The following is a 19587-nucleotide window of genomic DNA, read 5'->3' as shown; positions in this document are numbered from 1 at the left end:
ATGAATTCCAGACTCATTTTCTTTGTGGCATTTTTTGCCATATTAACCGGCATTTATGGCTTGGTTGATACCTTTATTCTCGCTAATGAGCCAACACCGCCAACGCTAGAACCGGTTGCGTCCGTAACTGAAAACACCATAACGGCGTGGCGTGCCAATACGGCGCTTAAACGTGGCGCCCAACTAGATAAAACCACCGTTTCCCGTGTCCAACTCAGCCAACAAGAAGCGAACAGCTTGGGGGTTACCTCAGAGGTTGAACTCAAGTTCGATACAACCACCTTGCTCAATCGTGATATTGCAGCCGGCGAGTGGGTATTCCCCCATGACCAAACTTCTGCGGGCGAAACTGGCTATTTCGATTTAATTACCACCGAAGGCATGATGCTTTACCCGCTGACTGTCGCCAACCGCAACCTTATCAAGCACTACATTCAGCCTGGTGATTTTATTGACCTGCTGGCGATTAGCTCATCGGAAGTGAACCTCACCAACAAGGACGTCGAGCTCGATGACTTCACTGGCATCAAAGCGCACTTGCTACTTCGACAAGTCAAGGTCATTGCACTTAGCGACGCCAAGCAATCGAGTGTACAGGCCAAGGTTAACTACGATAACGAAAACCAATCGACCATTGTGATAGAAATCGAGCCAGAGCATATCGCCACGTTATCACTCGCCCAGCGCACCTTGTATATCGAGGCATACCCAAGCCACGACTACCCACAACCGCCGGAGGCCATGGTGCAAGATATTATCGACAATTACATTGGCGTCAAAGAGCTACGCGGTAACGAGAACCAACAACAATTGGAGGCGTTATTCTAATGGCACTACTTCGCCTTCTGGTGTTATTGGCAGTAACCAGTACGCTGTTTGCCAGCCTTGCCAATGCACAAACTCGCTATATCACCGTCAACGACGCGGTAAATATCACCTTGGAGCAAGACATCGGGACTGTGTTTATCAGTGCCCCAACCATTGCCGACTATAAGGTGGTCAACAATAACAACCTGGTTTTGTTTGCCAATGAAGTCGGTAACGCCAGGGTCATTGTCTACGGGCGCGAGGGGCAAGTACTCCTGTCCCAAGCTATTTTTGTAGATATCGATCTTAGCCAAGTTCGCCGCCAACTTAAGCTGTCTTTCCCTGAGTTGGATATCAAGATTGAATCCGTCGGCGAGCAAGTGGCTGTACGCGGCACCGTATACAGCTCCGAGCAGCGTGAAAATGTCTATCGCCTAGTTGCCCGCTTGCTCAATCGTGAACGTGAGGAACGCTACGACAACGAAGCTAACAACAAAGAAGACATCACCGACACTCCCCCTTGGGTCGATGTCGAGCAAGACACCACATATATAGGCATTATCGAAGGGCTAGAGCTGGCCACAACCCAGCAAGTCAACGTCAAGGTTTCAATTGCCCAAGTCTCGCAAGAGTTTAACCAAACCATCGGCACTGACTGGTCATCCATTGGCAATGCCAGCGGCATGTTTTCATTTCAGCAATTCGATGCCAGTGACCTAAGCACCTTGGTCACGGCCATAGGCCAAGATAGCATTGCCGAAGTGTTGGCCGAGCCCAACCTCACCGTGATGTCTAGCGAGTCTGCCAACTTCTTGGTGGGTGGCGAGGTGCCCGTCATCGTGACCAGCAGTAGCGCCACCAACATTACCTATAAAGAATTCGGTATCAAACTCGGTGTTGCCGCTCGGGTGCTGCACAACGACAAGATCCGCCTGCAGTTATCACCAGAGGTCAGCTCGGTTACGGGAACGGCAGAGTCTGCCGGTATTCAAGTCCCCCTACTGACAACGCGAAAAGCCATGACAACACTGGAGCTGGCCGACGGCGAGAGCTTTATGCTTGGCGGCTTGATGAGCAGTGATGATCTTGAAAAAGCGAGTCGGATCCCGCTGTTGGGTGATTTACCCATTCTTGGCGCGGCCTTCTCAAAAGCCAGCACCCAACGCACCAAGTCCGAATTGGTGATCATCGCCACGGTAAACCTAGTGCAACCAGTAGCAAGCGAGACGATCCGACTGCCGCACATTAATAAAACCAGCACCCTTGAGCGGTTATTGAACCTGACGCCATCAAGCCATCAACAATCTGATCCTGATGCTGAAGCCATGACCCTAGATATCCTCAGCCAAGGAGGGTTTATCCAATGATGGGCTATATGAAAAATCTCCCGATCGCCTTGATGCTCGTGGCGCTTGCAGGGTGTGCCGATAAGGCCGTCAATACCAAAGGCAGCGAAGCGCTTATTTACCAACAGGTTCATACCCTGGACTTACAAATAAAACAGCGCTCTACCAAAGCGGCAAAGCAACAAATAGACGACCTCATCAACCAGCTATATCAAGAGCAACAAACCCTTGAATGGCAAACAGTCTATTACTCGCGCCAAGGCAAAGCGCTGGCTGGCTATTTGAAATCAAAACTGATTTCACAAGGCGTAGCTCCGCAAAATGTCACAGCCATAGCCGCCAGCCAAGGTAATAGCGCCACACTCAGCGATATCACTATCACGGTGAATGCCTACCGGCTTCTGATTGAGCATTGCCCGACAATGGGCTTTGGCATTTGGGATATGCCCGAGGGTTGCTATACCGAGGGTAACCGTATTAACCAGGTAAGCGACCCAAAGCGTTTGCGCCACTAATCCGATAGGTATTGTATGTTTGATCTCGCCAAGGCGATAGCCAAATCACCAGAACCTCAGCCAAGTGCGCATGGGCCAGCTGGCTGTACCCTTTTCTACCAAACACCAAACTGCAAAGCTTTGGTGGAAGAAGTATTCCGCTTCGAAGGCTGGGCGGCCCCCGAGTGTCGAAGTGATAATATCAACACCACCGATTTGCAGAGTGTCCAACTGCAAGAGTTAGTCTTGCTAGAGTTGAACCAATCGAGCAATGTGGTTGAAGACGCCCGCAGCTTTGCCAGCCAGTTACCAAACCATAACGGTGTTATCGTGATCGGCAAAGAAGATGCGATCACCACATTGCGTGGTTTGAAGGACATGGGCTTTTACTACCTATTCTGGCCTGTGGGTAAGGAAGAGCTTACCGACTTTATCCGCCACGTTCACAACAACCAAAAGAAATTTGCCGGGGTGAGTCAAAACCGCAAGGCAAAAACGGTGGCAGTGGTTGGTAGCAAGGGCGGTGTGGGCACCTCATTGTTCAGTGCAGAAATCGCTACCGCGCTGGCCAGCTCGGGAGCCGATTGCGTGTTGGTTGATCACCAGTACCATATGACCAATATGGACATTATGCTGGGTAAAAAAGACCTTAACCGCCATGACACCTCGCACTTTAGCCACCAGCTGCACGATATGGATGAGCAAAGTGCTGCCGACTACCTGATTCGAATCAATAAGAAATGCCGCCTACTCTCCGTGACGGGCGAGGAACCACCGCATACGCTGTTTGACTACACCCGCACCATCAGTGATCTGCTGATCCGCCAAACCAACTTTATTATTGATGACTTTTCGGGATCGGTACGCTTCCCGCTGAACATCAAGCAATTGGCGGAAGATCATGACATTTGTATTTTGATCGTTGAACCAAGTGTGACATCGGCACGCAATACCAAGAAGATCATCGAGCAGCTACAAAACTACCAAAGCCTCAACATGCGTGAGAGCCGGATCATCACTATCCTCAACGCTCACCGCCCTGAGCCTTCGTTTGCGATGAACCAAGCCGAAATAGAAGCCTACCTCGGGCGAGCCATCGATGTGGTAATGCCGTTTGATAAAAATACCGCCCACCACCTTCTCAGTGGCAAGCGCTTGCACAAGCTAGAAAACAGCAACGGCCCGCTAACGACCTTGATCCGCTTGATCAAAGGCCAAGCTGTCGAGCGAAAAGCGCCGATTATGTCCAAGATCCAAACCTGGTTTAAACGATGAACAGCAGCAAAGATATCTACCTCGACTTTCGCAACAAGATCTACGAAGTCCTCGATGCCCAACTGGTATCGAGCATGGAGCGTGACGAATTAGTCAAGCAGCTGCAAAATGCCGTCAATGTACTGGCTGACAACGCTAGCTACCCGGTCCCGAACCTGATCCGCAACGCCATTGTCAAAAACATGGTTGATGAGCTTATTGGCCTCGGGCCAATCCAGTCGCTGATTGATGATGACAGCATCAGCGACATCATGGTGAATGGCTGCAATAACATCTTCTTTGAACGTAACGGCAAGGTACAAAAGTCCGACATTACTTTTGTTAACGAACAGCAGCTAGTTGACATCGCCCAGCGCATCGCCGCGCAGGTTGGTCGTCGAGTTGATGAATCCTCCCCAATGGTGGATGCCCGCTTGCCCGACGGTAGCAGGGTCAATATCGTACTCAGCCCAGTCGCGCTTGACGGCACCTCGATTTCAATCCGCAAATTCCGCGAGAAGAAAATCGGCCTGGAAGACTTGGTCATGTATCACTCCCTGTCACCAGAGATGGCCAGGGTGTTGATGATTGCCGCTCGCTGCCGGATGAATATCTTAATTTCTGGCGGAACAGGCTCAGGTAAAACCACCCTGCTCAACGCGCTCTCCCAATACATTGCGGAAGACGAGCGTATCATCACCATTGAAGATGCCGCCGAACTCCGATTACAGCAGCCCCATGTGGTCCGGTTGGAAACCCGCGCTGCCAGCACAGAAAATACCGGCTTGATCTCCCAACGAGACCTAGTGATCAACTCGCTGCGTATGCGCCCGGACAGGATAATCCTTGGCGAGTGTCGAGGCTCCGAAGCCTTTGAAATGTTGCAGGCGATGAACACCGGCCATGACGGGTCGATGTCGACCCTCCATGCCAATGCCCCCCGCGATGCGATTTCACGTGTGGAGTCCATGGTGATGATGGCGAACCTGAACCAACCACTCGAAGCCATTCGCCGTACCATTGTCAGTGCGGTTAACCTAATCGTTCAGGTAAGCCGACAGCGGGACGGTACCCGCAAGATCACCAGCATCTCCGAGGTGGTGGGCTTAGAAGGCGATAACGTCGTACTGGAGGAGCTATTTAGCTTCCAAACCAGCGAACACCAATTGCCTGATCGGGTCATGGGCGAGTTTGTAACACCGGGTATCATGCAACGCTCGCAGCTGATGCAAAAAGCACAATTCTATGGCCTGCATGAAGAGTTGCTTGCCGCATTCCGGAGCGGACAATGATCTATCTCTCTTTGATACTCTTTGGTATTGCCGCCTTGCTCTATGGTAAGCGCCGCAATGACCTGCGCCAGCACTACCTGTATGAGCAAATGGCCAAGGTCGAGTTCGATCCAGACAGCAAGCAAGTGGTCAATATCCGTTCACTCACGGGTAACCCCTACTACCGCCGTATCACCGATACCCTGCACCCAGCAGTCAATATGCTGGGTAATCGCGCATGGCTAAAAATCCTGGTGTTTGTTGCCGCACTCGCTTCCGTGTCAGGGTATATCAACAAGGGGATCTTGCTTGTCGATAACTACTGGCTGCCGATCATTATGCCGCTTATTGGCCTGTTATGGGGTTGGGGGTGGCTACTGAAACGTCGCCGCGATCAGTTTGAGGAAACCTTTCCCGACGCGCTCAACATTATGATGAGTGCCATTACGGCTGGTGAAAGCGTTATGCGTTCAATCAGCTACGTTGGCGAAGCCCTTGAGAACGACATCGGCAAAGAATTCAAGGTGATGGGTGAACGACTCAAGCTTGGCGAACCGCCAGAGTTAGTGTTCCGCCGTGCCTGTAACAACTATCCCTACCCGGCTTTTCTGTTCTTCGTCGTGACTATTCGCGCCAATATGTCACGGGGCGGGCAAATGAAGGGGGTAATGGCACGCCTGATCCGGGTGCTTGTCAACGCCCGTACCCTGGAAAAAAAGAAAATAGCAATGACATCCGAAGCCAGGCTGTCAGCCAAAATCGTTGCCGCCCTACCCATCGCTTTCATGGTACTGCTGAGCTACCTCAACCCGACCAACCTCGACTTTGTCCTATATGATCCAACAGGGCGCTACGTACTCTACTATGTCGTCGGCAGCGAGGTCCTTGGCCTGCTGATTATTTGGCTATTGATCAAGGGGGTACGCTAATGATCTACCTGATCATTTCTGCACTGTTGCTAAGCTTTGTTGCAGCAACTTTAATCACCCAAAAGCTGAGCCAGAAGCTGCACAAAAACAACGTGCAATCTTTCCTCGATGAAAATCGAGCCACTAACCTGCAAAAGTTTAACCAGTTTGTCAGCCAGTTCGGCAAGGGAAAGCAGCAGGAGATGGAGCAAAAGTTCGTTGATGCCGGTATCTACAACAAGCAACTCGCCAAATACTATGTGCCGGCCAAGCTGATATTGCTTGTAGGCGTTATCGTACTTCTGGCGACGTCTAGTTTTACGATCACCAACCAAGTCCTGCTCGGGGTTATAGCGACTTTCGTCATTGTCTTCATGCCGGACATGATGCTAGCCATGCGCAAGAAAGTCCTGGTGGCAAAAATTTCCCGCCAATTGCCTTACATGCTCGACATGATGTCGGTCTGTATCCAAAGCGGGATGACGATTGAAGCCTCACTCACCTACTTAGGCGAAGAATTAACGGCTTTTGATAAGGATCTCAGCTTCCACATCCGTAAAACAGCCGACAGCAGCAAAATCCTTGGGCTGGAAAAGTCATTGCATGAATTGAGTGAGCGTATTCCCACCCAAGAGGTGCGCAGCTTCACGCTAACGCTAATCCAAAACATCCAATACGGTACCTCCATTGCCAACGTACTCAGTGCGTTAGCTGAAGACATGCGCAACATGCAAATACTCAATGTCGAAGAAAAGATTGGCAAACTGTCAGCCAAGATGAGTGTCCCGCTTATCCTGCTGATCATGTTTCCCATTGTCATATTAATCTTGGCACCGGGTGCCATCATGCTATTAAGAGATTTGGGGTAAAGCCAATGAAAGCCTCTCACCTATTCATCATTGCCGCTTTGTTCTTGACTGGCTGCGCAACAGCACCCAGCGAGCAACAGCATGTTGAGAATCTCACCAAAGCCAACAATCACCAGGGCTTGATTGACCATTACCGTCAGCAGTTACAACATAACCCTGGCGACGGGGACATCATGCTGGCATTGGCAGAAAGCTACCTCCAGCTCAATGATACCGAATCAGCCAACTTCTACGTTGAGCACCAACTCAACGCGGGTTTGCAACATCCTAAGCTCTACCTGCTAGCAGGAAAAATTGCCAGCCGGGAGTCACGCTACCAGCAATCACTGGATTTCTACCAGCAGGCCAAGCTGGCCGGGTACCAAGATCCTGATCTCTATGTCCTTCAAGGGGTTAGCTATAGCTACCTGAATGACTATCGCAACGCCGAAGCAGCCTTCAATCAAGCCCGCTTGGCTGGGCATAACGATATCACCATCAAGAACAACCTCGCTGTGATCCATTTAGCCCAACACCAGTACAGCCAAGTGGTCGACATGTTGCTACCGGTATATCAAAACCACCCTGAAAACCGCCAAGTCAGGACTAACCTTGCCCTTGCATTCGTCAGGCTTGGCGATTACACACAGGCACGCCAGCTGCTCTCGCCACACCATTCCGAACAAGAAATGGTGGCGCTGTTTTCTGTTCTGACTCACGCAGAGGAAATCTAAATGCAAAGGCGCGCTTGCTCACCAATGAGCAATGGATCACTCGCGAATAGACAAATACGCCCATTCAAGCAATGTCGTCCATTTAAACAATCCCGTCCATCCAAGCAACGGGGAGTGGTGGCGATTGAATTTGCCTTGGGGGGACTCGTGCTGATCCTGACGGTTTTCGCCATCTTCGAAATCAGCCGGTTTATCTATATCACCACCTTGGTTGAGTCTGCCCTGAGGGAGTCTGCCCGTGACAGTAAAGTGGTGATGACCGACAACTACGACAGCCTGATAGAGCAACGCTTCGAACAAGAGAATGCCATTTGGCACTACCTGGTTGAACCTAATCAGTTTCGGTTTCAATCACGTTATTTTGCCAATGTCAGTGATTTGGCGAACAACCTATCTACGCAAGGCTGCCGACATGCCAACCCTGACAATGGTTCAGCACAAGCCTACTGCCCTTTGGTCGAGTTCGAGCTCAGCTATACCTATCAACCCATGTTTATCCTGGCCGGAGCCGCTTCCCGTGACATCAAGCGGCGCATGGTCGTTGTTCAAGAACATCAAGGGTGGTATCGCAGTGAATAGCCTAAAACCAAGCCAAGCATGCCGCACACTTGCGCGCCAACGCGGGGTATTTGCCATCGAGATGGCCTTCATCATGGTATTTCTGTGCGCGATCTTCTTGTTTGTCAGTGACATCAGCATGCAGCTGCTCCAGCGTGTCAGCCTCGATCGTACATCTTATACCTTGGTCAATGTCCTGAAAGAGCGCAGACGCTTTTATGCCAACGAAGAAGGCGTTGTACGGCTCTCGCTATCCCAAACTGACCACCAGCAAATGGCCCAAATTGCTCAGCGAATGCTGGGGGCGGATGCAAATGCTTTCCACCTAACAACTGAATCCTTAGTCGGTGGCCGGCACCAGCAATACCAATCGGCTAACAACATTAACTGCCCGGTGGCGATACTTACACCCAGCTCGCCGTTGATCCCCTATAACCTCGACAACGAGCCGCTACCTATGTACCAAGTCACGGTTTGCATGCAGCGGGAGTCTTGGTTCAGCCGCTTTTTCAACAGTAGCAGCACCCAAACATTGCATTCAACTTCAGCCATTGTCGGTCGTTAGCGAGACGTGTATGAACAATCAAAGTTTCAACAAACAACAAGGTATCGCAACTATCTACGTTGCCATGTCGCTGGTTGGCCTATTTGGGATTATTTTTTGGGCAACCGAAGGGACTCGCTATATCCAAAAACAAAACCGCCTCGCTGATGCGACCGAAGCGGCAGTATTGGCTTTGTCGAGTGCCAATGCACCAGGCCATTACCAAGATGAAAACAACAGTATCGGCTACCAGCCAACGGCTACCGAGGTTGAGTTAACCCAAAGCTATATCCAGCACTACGTTCGCCATACTCAAGCTATTCCGGAATTAACCATCACCCGCTTTGATGGCAAGGAAATCACTAACGAGGTTGACCTCCACGAACTAGGCAGGCCAACCGAATACTATCAATACGCCGTTGAAGCCAAAACCGAGCACCTGTCGTGGTTTCACAGCGACATCGTGCCTAGTTTCGATCAAACCCAACTTGTGGCAAATCGGGCCCGCTCGAAAAGCTATATTGAATACCTTGGCGATCGAAGTATCGACCTCGTATTTGTCTCTGATTTCTCAGGCTCCATGAATGATCCAAAATCAAAAATCAGAGACTTAAAACAAGCCATTGAGACCCTGTCATACGAAGTGCTGGAGAGCAACAGCTACCTCCCGCCCGAGCAGCATAACCGCATCGGCTTTGTACCCTTTAATATTCGGGTACAAGAGTACAGTAACAACAAGTTACTGTGCACGAGCCAAACCCGATACAAAAACAGGCGGCACTTCAATGGCTTTGAATATGAATCTATCAACTGGTCGCGCTGGATTGGCAAGTCCTTAGATTCAATCGAACAATGCAGTAGGGGACAAAACTACTCCTGCCCCCAAGGCAATGGTAAATATCGCCAAGAAGCCAGAACGGTTTACGATGCTATTAGCACAGCAAGAAAGGAAGCGAGCAACAAAGCCAGTGATCTACCCGACCCTTATGCCTATATTGATATGGAGGAGACTGTACACGATCTCTTCAGCAATAAAATCAGCACAATGCCTAACCTGCAGTTTACTGCCAACTACTCAAATAGAGCACCTTTCACTAATGGGATGTGCCAAGGCAACTTCTATACCATTGGACTAACTTCCTCAGCCAACGGTATGAATCCGGTGCAAACCATGCGGCCGAAAGGTGGCACCGCGGTTTACAACGGTATTATCCGCGGGGCGCAAGTTCTCAATAGCGGCAGGCCTATTAGCCCAAGCGAAGAAGAGGAAGAAGCTTACCGTAAACGGGTGAAAATGATGCTTATCCTAACAGACGGTGAAGAAGACCCCTTTGAGGATACCTTCGACGACTTGGTAGGAATAGGCATGTGCGAGGCGATTAGAAATAAATTCAGCGATAGCGAAGTGCCGATGTATATCGGTGTACTGGGCATACAGTTCAAGCCTGATGCCCAATCTGGCTACAAACAATGTGTGATTAATCCCGATGATGACATCATCGATATCAATAACACCGCTGAGATTTTAGAAGAAATTAAAAATTTAATTCAAAATGGTACCCAAGCAGAAAGCATCAGCCGACTTGAATACCGCCACAGCCCAATAGGAAAATAAAGAATGAAAAAAACAATAACCCTTTTAATACTAATGTTTAACAGCTACAGTTTTGCAAGCTCAGATCTCAATTATCAATTACAGCAGTTTTGTGCAACACCCACATTGAATACCAGTTATCGTACTCAGGTTGGTGAAGTCACTGCTATTGGTTTTCATCGTAATGGCAATATGAAAGTGAGCCAAAACAGCAATAATGACAAGTTAATAACAGCCTTAATGGCCATTGCACAACAAGTCAATATTGGTAAGGAGTGCATGGAGTTTTTAGATATAACCCAACTGATTAAGAGTAAAGAGGAACGTGAGTTATTTGCACGTATCTATTTCGACTTCGATCGCCAATCACTCACCCAAGAATCTAAGCAAATACTTGATAATATTGCAGTTAAAATGATCCGCCATCCTTATATGATTAGGCTTGAAGGCCATACCGATGCCATTGGCACCAAGGGTTACAACTACCAACTAGGGTTACGACGCGCTAACAGCACTGCTGACTACTTAATAGATAAAGGAATTGCGGACACTCAACTTGTTATTTCAAGTGAAGGAAAAACCAAGCCAATTAGCTCAAATAAAACAGCGGAAGGAAGGAAAGACAATCGCCGTGTAGATATTTATTAATGATGTATAAATAATTATTAAACAATCTATCACATTATTCATCACTTACCTTCGAATATCATTATTTACTTAGTTCGCAATAAGGCTCTTTTTAAATTGCTATATTCTGGTAAAATCACTAAATCAATTTGTTATCTTTCTCTAAATGTAACCAAAAGATTAACAAGATATATACTGTGTTCCTATAAAGAACAATTATTCAAATAATCAATATAAAGTAATTTTTCCTTTCAAAGAGTCGGCTTATGAAGATCCAAATTGAAAACATTCACTCTTTTATTGCTGCCGCTGAAACTGGATCCTTTAGCGCGGCCGGAAGAAAAATCAATAAAACGCAGGCAGCCATTAGCCAATCTATCCAAAACCTGGAAATAGATTTAGGCTACCAACTGTTTGACCGAACAAAGAAGTACCCGATTCTGACTGACAAAGGCGAAAGGATGTATAAAAACGCCAAAACCATGATCAGCCAGTATGACATTTTCATCGATAAAGCGAGAGCCCTGTACACAACCGAAAACACGCAGGTGAACTTAGGCATAGACCCGCTAACCTGCTGTTCAAAAGTCCAAGATCTGCTGATCCGTTTTTCCGAGACATTCGATAACATCGAGATCAAGCTGACGCAGCAAAATAGCCAGTCTTTGATTCAGAAGTTGAAAGATAAGCAGCTTGATATGGTGCTGGGACTATTCCCTTTAAACCAAAAAAAAGACTTTCACTTTACAACCGCTTTCTCGATCAACACCATGTGGGTGGCCTCTCCGGGGTTTATCAAAAAGCATGGCTCGGTATTAAGCTATGGTGACTTTTGCAATACCAAGTTGCTTTTGCCTTGCTCAGATCTTGCACATATGGGGCTAGACGAGATTGAAACAGCCTCTCACTGCTGGAATATCGAGGACATGAACACCTTGCTCAACCTTTGCAAGCGTGACATGGGGGTAACTTTGTTGCCTGACTTCGTGATCCAAAAAGACTTGGCTCAGAACAACTTGCAACGTGTCACCCTTGCCTTTAATGACATTGAAAAGGAAAGTTGGAAGGCATCAATGCTGTGGTCCCACGACATGGTACTCAGCGAGCCATACCAATGGCTCCACGACCAACTGCTGGCGATTCATTCGAACTAGCCCAGCCCCTAATAGCCACTCAGTTAAAGCCACAACGCAAAAAACAACGCCTTGCTATCGCAAGGCGTTTTCTTTCAATCGAATTGGTCTTACTTCCCAATTCGCGATGCCAGCAACTCGGCCATCAGCCTTGAGTCCGCGTCACGGATTGTTGGCAACTGGAACCGTGCCGCACGGGTATCTTGCATCGACACCGTTGCGGCTATCAGGCACTGCTCTGCACCGGCTTCAACCAAGCAATTGCCGAATGCATCCATAATTCGAGAACCGCCCCAGAACTGGCTGTTACCCTCGCGGGCACAACTGTTTGCCATCAACAGCGGCACACCGTAAGTCATCGAGATAAAATCAGTGTTGGTCTTCCAGCCCTGGGGGTTAGAAAATTCATCAGAGACAATATCAGCGGCTGAATTGATCGGTGCCAACATAACGGCCGGTTTATCCAACATCGCAATATGAGGCAGCGCCGGATTCCACAAATCAGCACAGATTAAGGTATGCGCCGTCCAACCAGAGAAAGGTTCGCACAGAGTGAGGCCTTGCCCTTTGCTATACCATTTTGCTTCTTCCAACCCGCCATAGTTAGGTAGGTTTATCTTGCGGTGAACATGAAGTACTTCGCCGCCTTTAATCATGGCTTGGGCATTGTAGAATTCGCCGGCGGCATCCTCTTCAATAAAACCGATACTAACTGCCATCTCGCCAGCTGCCGTCGCCAATTGCGTTAAGATAGGGGAAGAAGCCGGCATCGCGACATCCATTGTCTTTTCCCGAAGGCTATAGCCTGTCATTGATAGCTCCGGAAATAACAGCAAATCAACACCTTCAGCACGAGCCTGCCTAATAAAATCAAGGTGTAGCTCAAGGTTTGCCTCAACGTCAGCCAGCTTTGGCGCGATTTGGGCAACCCCCACCTTCAATTCATGTTTGTTCATTTGTTCTGTTACCGTTGCTTTGGAAAGCGCCGTATTCTGTTGCTTTAGCTCTTAAATTGCAAGAAGGCGGAGACGCCTTTTTCAACCTAGCACTTTGCTCTAATGCGCATTTGCAGCTGTCATCTGGTAAAGATGATCACTAAGTAGTAACGAGAATATCAATTACACTTAAAGGTGATAACAATCACAAAAGATATCCCATTATCAATCATAAGATATAATTAACACGAAATGCCGTTTGCCTAATTTATTTTCATTCCTAAATGAAATATCATACAAGCGTTATTTTGCCACCCTAAACTATACCAACATTAGCCATGTGAGATGTTATAACCATATAGACAGGATGTTTATGAGTTTATTTTTATCATTGCCAACAGAAAAAAAAGATATGGTTAAACTGATATCCATTGGCAGTAACTATATTAGCTTGATTGAGGAAAAGGACAACAAAACAGAACTAAAATCAAAAACGGAACTTACTGATATAGAAGGCTATATTTTAACTCTTCTTGCGACCAGCACCTCTGCCACATCGCCAGTCAATCTTGAAAAAATAATAACAAGTTATAATCAGCAAACGAATACTGTACTCTCATTGGACACATTAAAAAGCAATCTATCTTCTATTCAACATAAAATAAAACAGCTTCATCTTTCATCATCGAATACAGAACCAGAGGTTGAATTAATTAAGACTGAAAACGGTAAAGATTACTTCATCACCCTGCCAATTTATAATAATGACAATTCAGTTAATATAACTAACCAAAGGAAGGCAGTTATTTCAACTTTCTATAAATTAATCGTCGAAAATTATAAGATCGCTTTTTTAAAAAGATCGCTGCAATTACTATGTGCTACATGTCTAGCGCTACTGGCCCTCTACTTCGCTCATATCACCATATTAAGCTCAATGGTGAAAGAGTATGGACAACATAGTCGGCTCATCGCCCACCAAGCCAGTGCCGTCGGTTGTAGTTACAACAACCTCACTCAACTTAGGAGAATCTTTTCAGGTAGCAGAAATGCCCACTCAATGCTGCTCAACGAAACCTGCCTTATCAGTCATGACGGCTCTGAAATTGCCTCATTAGAACGCGTGCTCACCTGGAAAAACAATGATGCTTTCGTTTACCCAAGCTTCATTATTGATGGCAATGAATTGATTTTCAGGATCAACAAAGAAGCGATACAAAGCCGATACTACCAACTTATTCAATACTTGCCGATTGATGCAATACGCCTTGTTCGAAACAACAACGATGTTGTCTCTGTGGGCGAGAATCCAGGTATCGCCATTTTTACCCACCAAGTAAACGATAAAGGACAGCTCACCTATTATTCGGCAAACCCTATTAAGGATTTCCTCCTCATTTTCGCAGCCTTCGCCATCATCACTTACTCTCGATTTTTATATTGCTTCGGCCATTACCTAATGACAGCCCAGCGCTTCAAGTTCAAACTTGAAGTCGTCACGAATACCAAAACCAGATCACCTATCTTTTACGAAGTGCTGACCAATATCAGCGGCAACAAACCGGCATTAGATTTATTCTTCTTACAACTGCGTAAAAGTAACCTTCTTATGCTTCACACCCTGTATCTGATCGAAACCGTTAAAGATCATGCAGCAGCCTATCCTTCACAACAGTTAAGCTTGAATATCTGCCCTACACTATTAGCACCTCGCCATCTTACAACCTTGCTGTCGGCACTCAATAAGCTAAACCCAGGCCAATTTATCATTGAGTTAACCGAGTCGTCAGCCATTGAATACAGCAAAGACATCTACACAGCGATCGCCAAGATACAGTCAATGGGCTTTACGATTGCAGTCGACGACTTTGGCATGGGCAACAACAATATCGACTTGGTAAGGCGTGTGAAGCCGACCTATGTCAAGGTTGATAAGTCTTTTGTTATCGGGCTCCACCGGTCTCCAGAGTCACAGAGTATTGTTAAGAATATCCTTGCTCTAGCCAATGAAACCGATACCAAAGTTATCTTCGAGGGGGTTGAGTGCATCAAAGACCAAGGTGCCCTACTCTCACTTAACGAGGTGATACATCAGGGCTACTTGTATCAATAATACCTTTGCCATTAAATATCTGATCAGGTTTTGATGGGGTTGGTATCACTATCAGCTTTCGCAAAATACAGGCAAAAAAATACCAGTTCATTTGAACTGGTATTTTTGTTTTCGCTGTTGCGAATTAACAAGTGGTTAAATCAGATCGTTCTGCTTGAGGAAATCGCGGGCAACGTGCTCGATTGATACCCCTTCCACATCAACAGTCGCATTCAGGGTCGACATCACGTCATCGTTCATCAAGGCAGACAAAACGTTTAGCTGCTCCGCCAACTGCGGGAACTGGGCCAACGTATCTTGGCGTACCACCGGCGTTAGCGCATAGTTAGGGAAGTGTTCGCGGTCATCTTTCAGTACGTAAAAATTAAATGCTTTCACGCGGCCATCGGTGGCGAATACCATCGAGATATCCACGACTTCTTGCGCTAGCGCTTGATACACCAAACCTGAGTTCATCTTACGCAGGTTATGGCGCGGCATTTCAAACTCATACGCAGCCAAGAGCGACTTCAAGCCATCCGGGCGGGCCGAGAACTCAATATTGCTTGCCAGCTGGGCATTACTGCCATCTTCCGTTTGCAGCCAATCCATCATATCGGTGATCGACTCAATGCCTTTTTCTTTGGCAAAGTCCTTACGCATTGCAAGTGCGTAGGTGTTGTTCGCCTTCGACGGATTCAGCCACACCAAACCCACCTGCTCGTCCAACTCCTTTACACGCTGGTAGGTTTCAGCAGGGCTGAGCTTTTCAACCACCTTGTTAAACGTCACCAAGCCGGTGCCGGTGTATTCCCAGTAAAGGTCAATCTGACCGTTAAGCTGGGCAGTACGCAGCACGGTCGAACCCATGCCATCGCGCTGATCCACGTCATAGCCCAAGCCCGCCAGGTACTGCGAAGTCATGGTCGACATAATAAGCTGCTCGGTATACCCCTTACCGCCAACAACCAGCTTGCCAGCTGCCATCGCCGATGCAGAACCCAACAATGCCACAGCAGCAAACAGAGAAATAATACGCTTCATTGTTACCTCTTACTTACGGTTAGGGTTAACACCCTTGCTAACAATCAGGAATGTCACCATGCCCAAAATAATGTCAGCGATCAGGGCCAATACCGCGGTAGGGATCGCCCCCGCTAGCATCATTGGCGTATCGTACAGGTCGATACCCGCAAAGATCAGCTCACCCAAGCCGGTACCACCGATTTGGAATGCCAGTGGCACCGTACCAATGTTGATAGCAATCGCGGTACGAACACCGGCCATAATCACAAACATCGCGTTTGGCAGTTCAACTTTAACCAGCTGCTGCCAAGGCGTTAGGCCAATCCCCGTTGCAGCCTCTTTGAGGTGAGCAGGTACAGAAAGCAAGCCGGTATAGGTGTTACGCAGGATCGGCAGAATCGACGCAAACGCCAATGCGAAAATCGCTGGCTTGTCGCCAATACCCAAAAAGCTCATCGACAAAGCCAATACCGCCAGGGTTGGCACCGTTGTACCGACATTGAAGATTTGCATCACAAAGTCAGCAATCTTGCGGCAAGCCGGACGACTTAGGATCACCCCAACCGGAATACCAATCATCACCGCTATCGAACCTGAAATCAGCGTCAGCTTAATATGGTGGCCCGACAGGTACACAATCTCATCCCAGTAGTAGAAGAACTGCTCGATGAAACCGGAAGACTGCGCAGCAACACCTAGGCTGAACACAATCAGCATGAGCAGCGCGTTCATGTAAGGGCTCAGATTAATTGATTTCATCCCTTACCCCTTTGTACGGAAGCTTGCTCCCAGGTGGTGTGTAATACCACGCTGTGAAATCTCACCACACAGGCGACCTTGCTCGTCAACCACCGCCAGCCAGCTGATATCGTGGGCGAACATCTTAGAAACAACAGCACGAAGATCCTGCTCTTGCTTCATCAAAATCGGCAGGCCATCGAAGTGATCGCTACACAAACCACGCTGGCTCATCGCCACCGATTTGTTAATCACGCCCACTGGCTGCTGCTGGTTATTCACCATCACAATCATGCCATGGCCGTAATCGTTCATGCGCTGCAGTGCCACTTCAAGGTTATCGCTTGGCATCACCGTTGGTACATTCGCTTCCATTACCTCGCCAGCGGTTGAAAGCTGTAGGCGCTTCAGAGTACGGTCAGTACCCACAAAATCAGCAACGAAGTCGGTCGCAGGCTGGGCTAGCAACTGATCCGGGCTTGAATACTGTTCAAGCTGACCATCGCGGAAGATTGCCACCTTGTCAGCCATCTTCACCGCTTCATCGATGTCGTGGGAAACGAACATGATAGTTTTCTTCAACTCTTTGTTCATCTTCAGGAATTCTTCCTGAATCACTTCGCGGTTAATTGGGTCGATAGCACCAAAAGGTTCATCCATCAAAAGTACCGGTGCATCTGCCGCTAGGGCACGAACAACACCCACACGCTGCTGCTGGCCACCAGAAAGCTCGTTCGGGTAGCGCTTCATGAAGGTATTCGGATCAAGCGCCACCATATCAAGCAGGTCTTTGGCACGCTGGGTGCAACGCTTTGGATCCCAGCCCATTAGCTTAGGGATCAGTGCAATATTCTCTTCAATGGTCATGTTAGGGAACAGACCAATCTGCTGGATCACGTAGCCGATGTTACGACGCAAAGTCACAGTATCAATGCCAGTGGTATCTTCGCCGTTGATCAGGACACGGCCCGAGGTTGGCGTCACCAAGCGGTTAATCATTTTTAGTGTGGTGGTTTTACCGCAGCCAGATGGGCCAAGCAATACACAAATCTCGCCTGTTGGCACTTCCATGTTGATATGGTCGGCAGCCGTCACCACGCCCTGTGGTGTTTCGAAAATTTTTGTCAGGTTCTCAAGTTGGATCATGAAAACACCCTCTTATATTCGTAAAACTATTAGCCGTGAACAACGACGCCCTTAGGTGTGAATTTCTTCTGGATTCTTGCAAGCACCAAGTCTGCAAAAATCGCCAGCAGACTCACTGCGACGGCACCAACAATCAACTGGCGTGGATCAGACTGGCTGATACCACGGGCGATGAATGTACCTAGGCCACCAGCACCGATATAGGTTGCGATTGCCATCACGCCGATATTCATCACCACCGCCATGCGTACACCCGCCATAATGACCGGTATCGCCAGTGGGATTTCAACCAAGCGCAAGCGCTGCATGTTGGTCAACCCAATACCGCGCGCGGCTTCGCGCAACGCCGGATCGACATTGGTGATCGCGGTATACGTGTTACGAATAATGGGTAGCTGCGAGTACAGCAAAACTGCAATGACTGCAGGTAAATAGCCGATCCCTTGGCCGATAATAGATAGCACCGGGATCATGATCCCGAACAAGGCGATGGATGGGATCGTAATAATAATGGACGCAACATACAGCACAATATTGGCGGCACGTTGATTCTGGGTGATTGCAATGCCAATCGGCACGCCTGTTAGCATTGCAAGGCCAACAGCCAAGCTAACTAATGACAGGTGCTCGACTGTACGCGAGGCAATAACATCCCAGTTGTCCAGAACGAAATTGAAAATTTCCAATTTTCACTCCTGGATTTAAGAGTTAAACACAGATTGTTTTCAGGTAGTCACTTGGTTTGAGCGACGTAGATACAACCAAGGGTTGTCAAAACAGGGGAGGCCCCTGATAGACATGGCTAACGCCATGAGCATCATTCCGCGCCGATAGCGATGAATAGAATGACAAAAGAAGCGGTGGATTCTAGTGAGTTACTGGATCGACCTCAAGTTTTTTCAACGTTTATTTTGATCTCATCCCTTAAACGCGCTAACCAAACCGTACTGAACTAGTATTTTTTTTACCTCTACGACCGCCCCTCTCCAATAAGCAACTACACTATATAAAAACGGATGAATGAGGCTGATGTGATGACAGCAACACAATTGGGACGTGTTAGTTTGTTGATTGGATTGTTATTTTTCCCTTTTTTATCCTGGGCTTATGCCCCACCACTCAAGATCAACGGTATCGATAGCAATGGAAAGCAGGTCGCGATCACCCTATCCCGAGGCGAAATAGAACAACTCCCGCAGCACAAACTATCGACCCACCTTCCCTGGTTCGAGGGGCAAGCCAGGTTCGAAGGGGTCCGGCTATCCGTGTTACTCACTACTTTTTCACTTGAGCCAGAAAGGATCAGTTTCACTGCCTTAAATGACTACCAGGTCGATGTATCTCAGGAGTACATCGAAAAATACCAGCCATTAGTTGCCATTAAGAAAAACGGTAACTATCTGAAAGTAAGGGATTATGGGCCGTATTGGCTCGTTGCTTCCATTGACGACTACCCAGAACTTTCGGAAACCAAGCAACTGGCAAAAATGGTCTGGCAAATTGAGCTAATAGACGTCAAATAAGCATTGGAT

Annotated in this window: 20 protein-coding genes; 15 read left to right on the top strand and 5 right to left on the bottom strand. The window is 48.0% G+C overall.

What is annotated here, in order from left to right; genetic code table 11:
- The 13 genes from C9I98_RS16730 to C9I98_RS16670 all read left to right on the top strand — a co-directional run bounded on the left by C9I98_RS16730 (window position 1) and on the right by C9I98_RS16670 (window position 12139).
- Complete coding sequence (locus tag C9I98_RS16730) at window positions 1-828, top strand: RcpC/CpaB family pilus assembly protein (RefSeq protein WP_036826139.1); 828 nt, start codon at window positions 1-3, stop codon at window positions 826-828.
- Window positions 828-2174, top strand: a complete 1347-nt coding sequence (locus tag C9I98_RS16725) for a type II and III secretion system protein family protein (protein WP_036826137.1) — start codon at window positions 828-830, stop codon at window positions 2172-2174. The genes C9I98_RS16730 and C9I98_RS16725 overlap by 1 nt, the downstream gene beginning before the upstream one ends.
- Before the next feature lie 8 nt (window positions 2175-2182).
- Entirely contained in the window at window positions 2183-2668 is a 486-nt protein-coding gene (locus C9I98_RS16720) for a hypothetical protein (protein ID WP_146153884.1), read from the top strand.
- A 15-nt stretch (window positions 2669-2683) separates the two neighbouring features.
- A complete protein-coding gene (locus tag C9I98_RS16715) occupies window positions 2684-3922 on the top strand; it encodes a CpaE/TadZ family protein (RefSeq protein ID WP_107272233.1) in 1239 nt (412 codons plus the stop codon).
- Window positions 3919-5193: a TadA family conjugal transfer-associated ATPase gene (locus C9I98_RS16710; RefSeq protein WP_107272232.1), complete on the top strand. Its 1275-nt coding sequence runs from the start codon at window positions 3919-3921 to the stop codon at window positions 5191-5193. Before C9I98_RS16715 ends, C9I98_RS16710 begins: the two co-directional genes overlap by 4 nt.
- On the top strand, window positions 5190-6101 hold the full coding sequence (locus C9I98_RS16705) for a type II secretion system F family protein (protein ID WP_036820403.1): 912 nt from the start codon (window positions 5190-5192) through the stop codon (window positions 6099-6101). The genes C9I98_RS16710 and C9I98_RS16705 overlap by 4 nt, the downstream gene beginning before the upstream one ends.
- Window positions 6101-6949, top strand: coding sequence for a type II secretion system F family protein (locus C9I98_RS16700; RefSeq protein ID WP_036820406.1), 849 nt, complete (start codon window positions 6101-6103; stop codon window positions 6947-6949). Before C9I98_RS16705 ends, C9I98_RS16700 begins: the two co-directional genes overlap by 1 nt.
- Before the next feature lie 5 nt (window positions 6950-6954).
- The gene (locus tag C9I98_RS16695) at window positions 6955-7662 is read left to right on the top strand and encodes a tetratricopeptide repeat protein (RefSeq protein ID WP_051902095.1); all 708 of its coding nucleotides are present in this window, start codon (window positions 6955-6957) and stop codon (window positions 7660-7662) included.
- Complete coding sequence (locus C9I98_RS26875; RefSeq protein WP_081878905.1) at window positions 7663-8241, top strand: TadE family protein; 579 nt, start codon at window positions 7663-7665, stop codon at window positions 8239-8241.
- A complete protein-coding gene (gene tadF, locus C9I98_RS16685) occupies window positions 8180-8785 on the top strand; it encodes a tight adherence pilus pseudopilin TadF (protein WP_245907172.1) in 606 nt (201 codons plus the stop codon). The genes C9I98_RS26875 and tadF overlap by 62 nt, the downstream gene beginning before the upstream one ends.
- Window positions 8786-8795: 10 nt before the next feature.
- A complete protein-coding gene (locus C9I98_RS16680; protein ID WP_107272230.1) occupies window positions 8796-10379 on the top strand; it encodes a vWA domain-containing protein in 1584 nt (527 codons plus the stop codon).
- A 3-nt stretch (window positions 10380-10382) separates the two neighbouring features.
- The gene (locus tag C9I98_RS16675; protein WP_107272229.1) at window positions 10383-11006 is read left to right on the top strand and encodes an OmpA family protein; all 624 of its coding nucleotides are present in this window, start codon (window positions 10383-10385) and stop codon (window positions 11004-11006) included.
- A gap of 245 nt (window positions 11007-11251) precedes the next feature.
- Entirely contained in the window at window positions 11252-12139 is an 888-nt protein-coding gene (locus C9I98_RS16670) for a LysR family transcriptional regulator (protein ID WP_036817666.1), read from the top strand.
- A gap of 89 nt (window positions 12140-12228) precedes the next feature.
- Here C9I98_RS16670 and C9I98_RS16665 read toward each other — a convergent pair whose 3' ends face one another.
- Window positions 12229-13074 (bottom strand): nitrilase-related carbon-nitrogen hydrolase, encoded by an 846-nt coding sequence (locus C9I98_RS16665; RefSeq protein ID WP_036817664.1) that lies wholly within the window; start codon window positions 13072-13074, stop codon window positions 12229-12231.
- Window positions 13075-13426: 352 nt separating this feature from the next.
- Here C9I98_RS16665 and C9I98_RS16660 point away from each other — a divergent pair, with 352 nt between their 5' ends.
- Window positions 13427-15166, top strand: a complete 1740-nt coding sequence (locus C9I98_RS16660) for an EAL domain-containing protein (RefSeq protein WP_036817662.1) — start codon at window positions 13427-13429, stop codon at window positions 15164-15166.
- A 135-nt stretch (window positions 15167-15301) separates the two neighbouring features.
- Here C9I98_RS16660 and C9I98_RS16655 read toward each other — a convergent pair whose 3' ends face one another.
- Genes C9I98_RS16655 through C9I98_RS16640 form a run of 4 tightly spaced genes read right to left on the bottom strand, consistent with a single transcriptional unit; the run spans window position 15302 to window position 18741 of the window.
- Window positions 15302-16189, bottom strand: a complete 888-nt coding sequence (locus C9I98_RS16655) for a glycine betaine ABC transporter substrate-binding protein (RefSeq protein ID WP_036817661.1) — start codon at window positions 16187-16189, stop codon at window positions 15302-15304.
- A gap of 9 nt (window positions 16190-16198) precedes the next feature.
- A complete protein-coding gene (locus C9I98_RS16650) occupies window positions 16199-16930 on the bottom strand; it encodes an ABC transporter permease (RefSeq protein WP_036817659.1) in 732 nt (243 codons plus the stop codon).
- Window positions 16931-16933: 3 nt separating this feature from the next.
- Window positions 16934-18055, bottom strand: a complete 1122-nt coding sequence (locus C9I98_RS16645) for an ABC transporter ATP-binding protein (RefSeq protein WP_107272228.1) — start codon at window positions 18053-18055, stop codon at window positions 16934-16936.
- 29 nt (window positions 18056-18084) lie between these two features.
- A complete protein-coding gene (locus tag C9I98_RS16640) occupies window positions 18085-18741 on the bottom strand; it encodes an ABC transporter permease (protein ID WP_107272227.1) in 657 nt (218 codons plus the stop codon).
- Window positions 18742-19089: 348 nt separating this feature from the next.
- On the opposite strand from C9I98_RS16640, the gene C9I98_RS16635 reads away from it, so the two are divergent.
- A complete protein-coding gene (locus C9I98_RS16635) occupies window positions 19090-19578 on the top strand; it encodes a putative pterin-binding protein (RefSeq protein WP_146153883.1) in 489 nt (162 codons plus the stop codon).
- Window positions 19579-19587 lie beyond the last annotated feature (9 nt).

The organism is Photobacterium sanctipauli, assembly GCF_003026495.1.
Taxonomy (GTDB): Bacteria; Pseudomonadota; Gammaproteobacteria; order Enterobacterales; family Vibrionaceae; genus Photobacterium; species Photobacterium sanctipauli.
The sequence above is the reverse complement of the archived record's forward strand: the minus strand, read 5'-3'. Positions and strand labels throughout refer to the sequence as shown.

Coding starts and splice junctions, on each gene's coding strand:
- C9I98_RS16660 (WP_036817662.1), top strand. CDS start 13,427: ATGAGTTTATTTTTATCATTGCCAACAGAAAAAAAAGATATGGTTAAA.
- C9I98_RS16725 (WP_036826137.1), top strand. CDS start 828: ATGGCACTACTTCGCCTTCTGGTGTTATTGGCAGTAACCAGTACGCTG.
- C9I98_RS16665 (WP_036817664.1), bottom strand. CDS start 13,074: ATGAACAAACATGAATTGAAGGTGGGGGTTGCCCAAATCGCGCCAAAG.
- C9I98_RS16715 (WP_107272233.1), top strand. CDS start 2,684: ATGTTTGATCTCGCCAAGGCGATAGCCAAATCACCAGAACCTCAGCCA.
- C9I98_RS16680 (WP_107272230.1), top strand. CDS start 8,796: ATGAACAATCAAAGTTTCAACAAACAACAAGGTATCGCAACTATCTAC.
- C9I98_RS16730 (WP_036826139.1), top strand. CDS start 1: ATGAATTCCAGACTCATTTTCTTTGTGGCATTTTTTGCCATATTAACC.
- C9I98_RS16675 (WP_107272229.1), top strand. CDS start 10,383: ATGAAAAAAACAATAACCCTTTTAATACTAATGTTTAACAGCTACAGT.
- C9I98_RS16635 (WP_146153883.1), top strand. CDS start 19,090: ATGACAGCAACACAATTGGGACGTGTTAGTTTGTTGATTGGATTGTTA.
- C9I98_RS16695 (WP_051902095.1), top strand. CDS start 6,955: ATGAAAGCCTCTCACCTATTCATCATTGCCGCTTTGTTCTTGACTGGC.
- C9I98_RS16710 (WP_107272232.1), top strand. CDS start 3,919: ATGAACAGCAGCAAAGATATCTACCTCGACTTTCGCAACAAGATCTAC.
- C9I98_RS16720 (WP_146153884.1), top strand. CDS start 2,183: ATGAAAAATCTCCCGATCGCCTTGATGCTCGTGGCGCTTGCAGGGTGT.
- C9I98_RS16650 (WP_036817659.1), bottom strand. CDS start 16,930: ATGAAATCAATTAATCTGAGCCCTTACATGAACGCGCTGCTCATGCTG.
- C9I98_RS26875 (WP_081878905.1), top strand. CDS start 7,663: ATGCAAAGGCGCGCTTGCTCACCAATGAGCAATGGATCACTCGCGAAT.
- C9I98_RS16670 (WP_036817666.1), top strand. CDS start 11,252: ATGAAGATCCAAATTGAAAACATTCACTCTTTTATTGCTGCCGCTGAA.
- C9I98_RS16705 (WP_036820403.1), top strand. CDS start 5,190: ATGATCTATCTCTCTTTGATACTCTTTGGTATTGCCGCCTTGCTCTAT.
- C9I98_RS16655 (WP_036817661.1), bottom strand. CDS start 16,189: ATGAAGCGTATTATTTCTCTGTTTGCTGCTGTGGCATTGTTGGGTTCT.
- C9I98_RS16700 (WP_036820406.1), top strand. CDS start 6,101: ATGATCTACCTGATCATTTCTGCACTGTTGCTAAGCTTTGTTGCAGCA.
- C9I98_RS16645 (WP_107272228.1), bottom strand. CDS start 18,055: ATGATCCAACTTGAGAACCTGACAAAAATTTTCGAAACACCACAGGGC.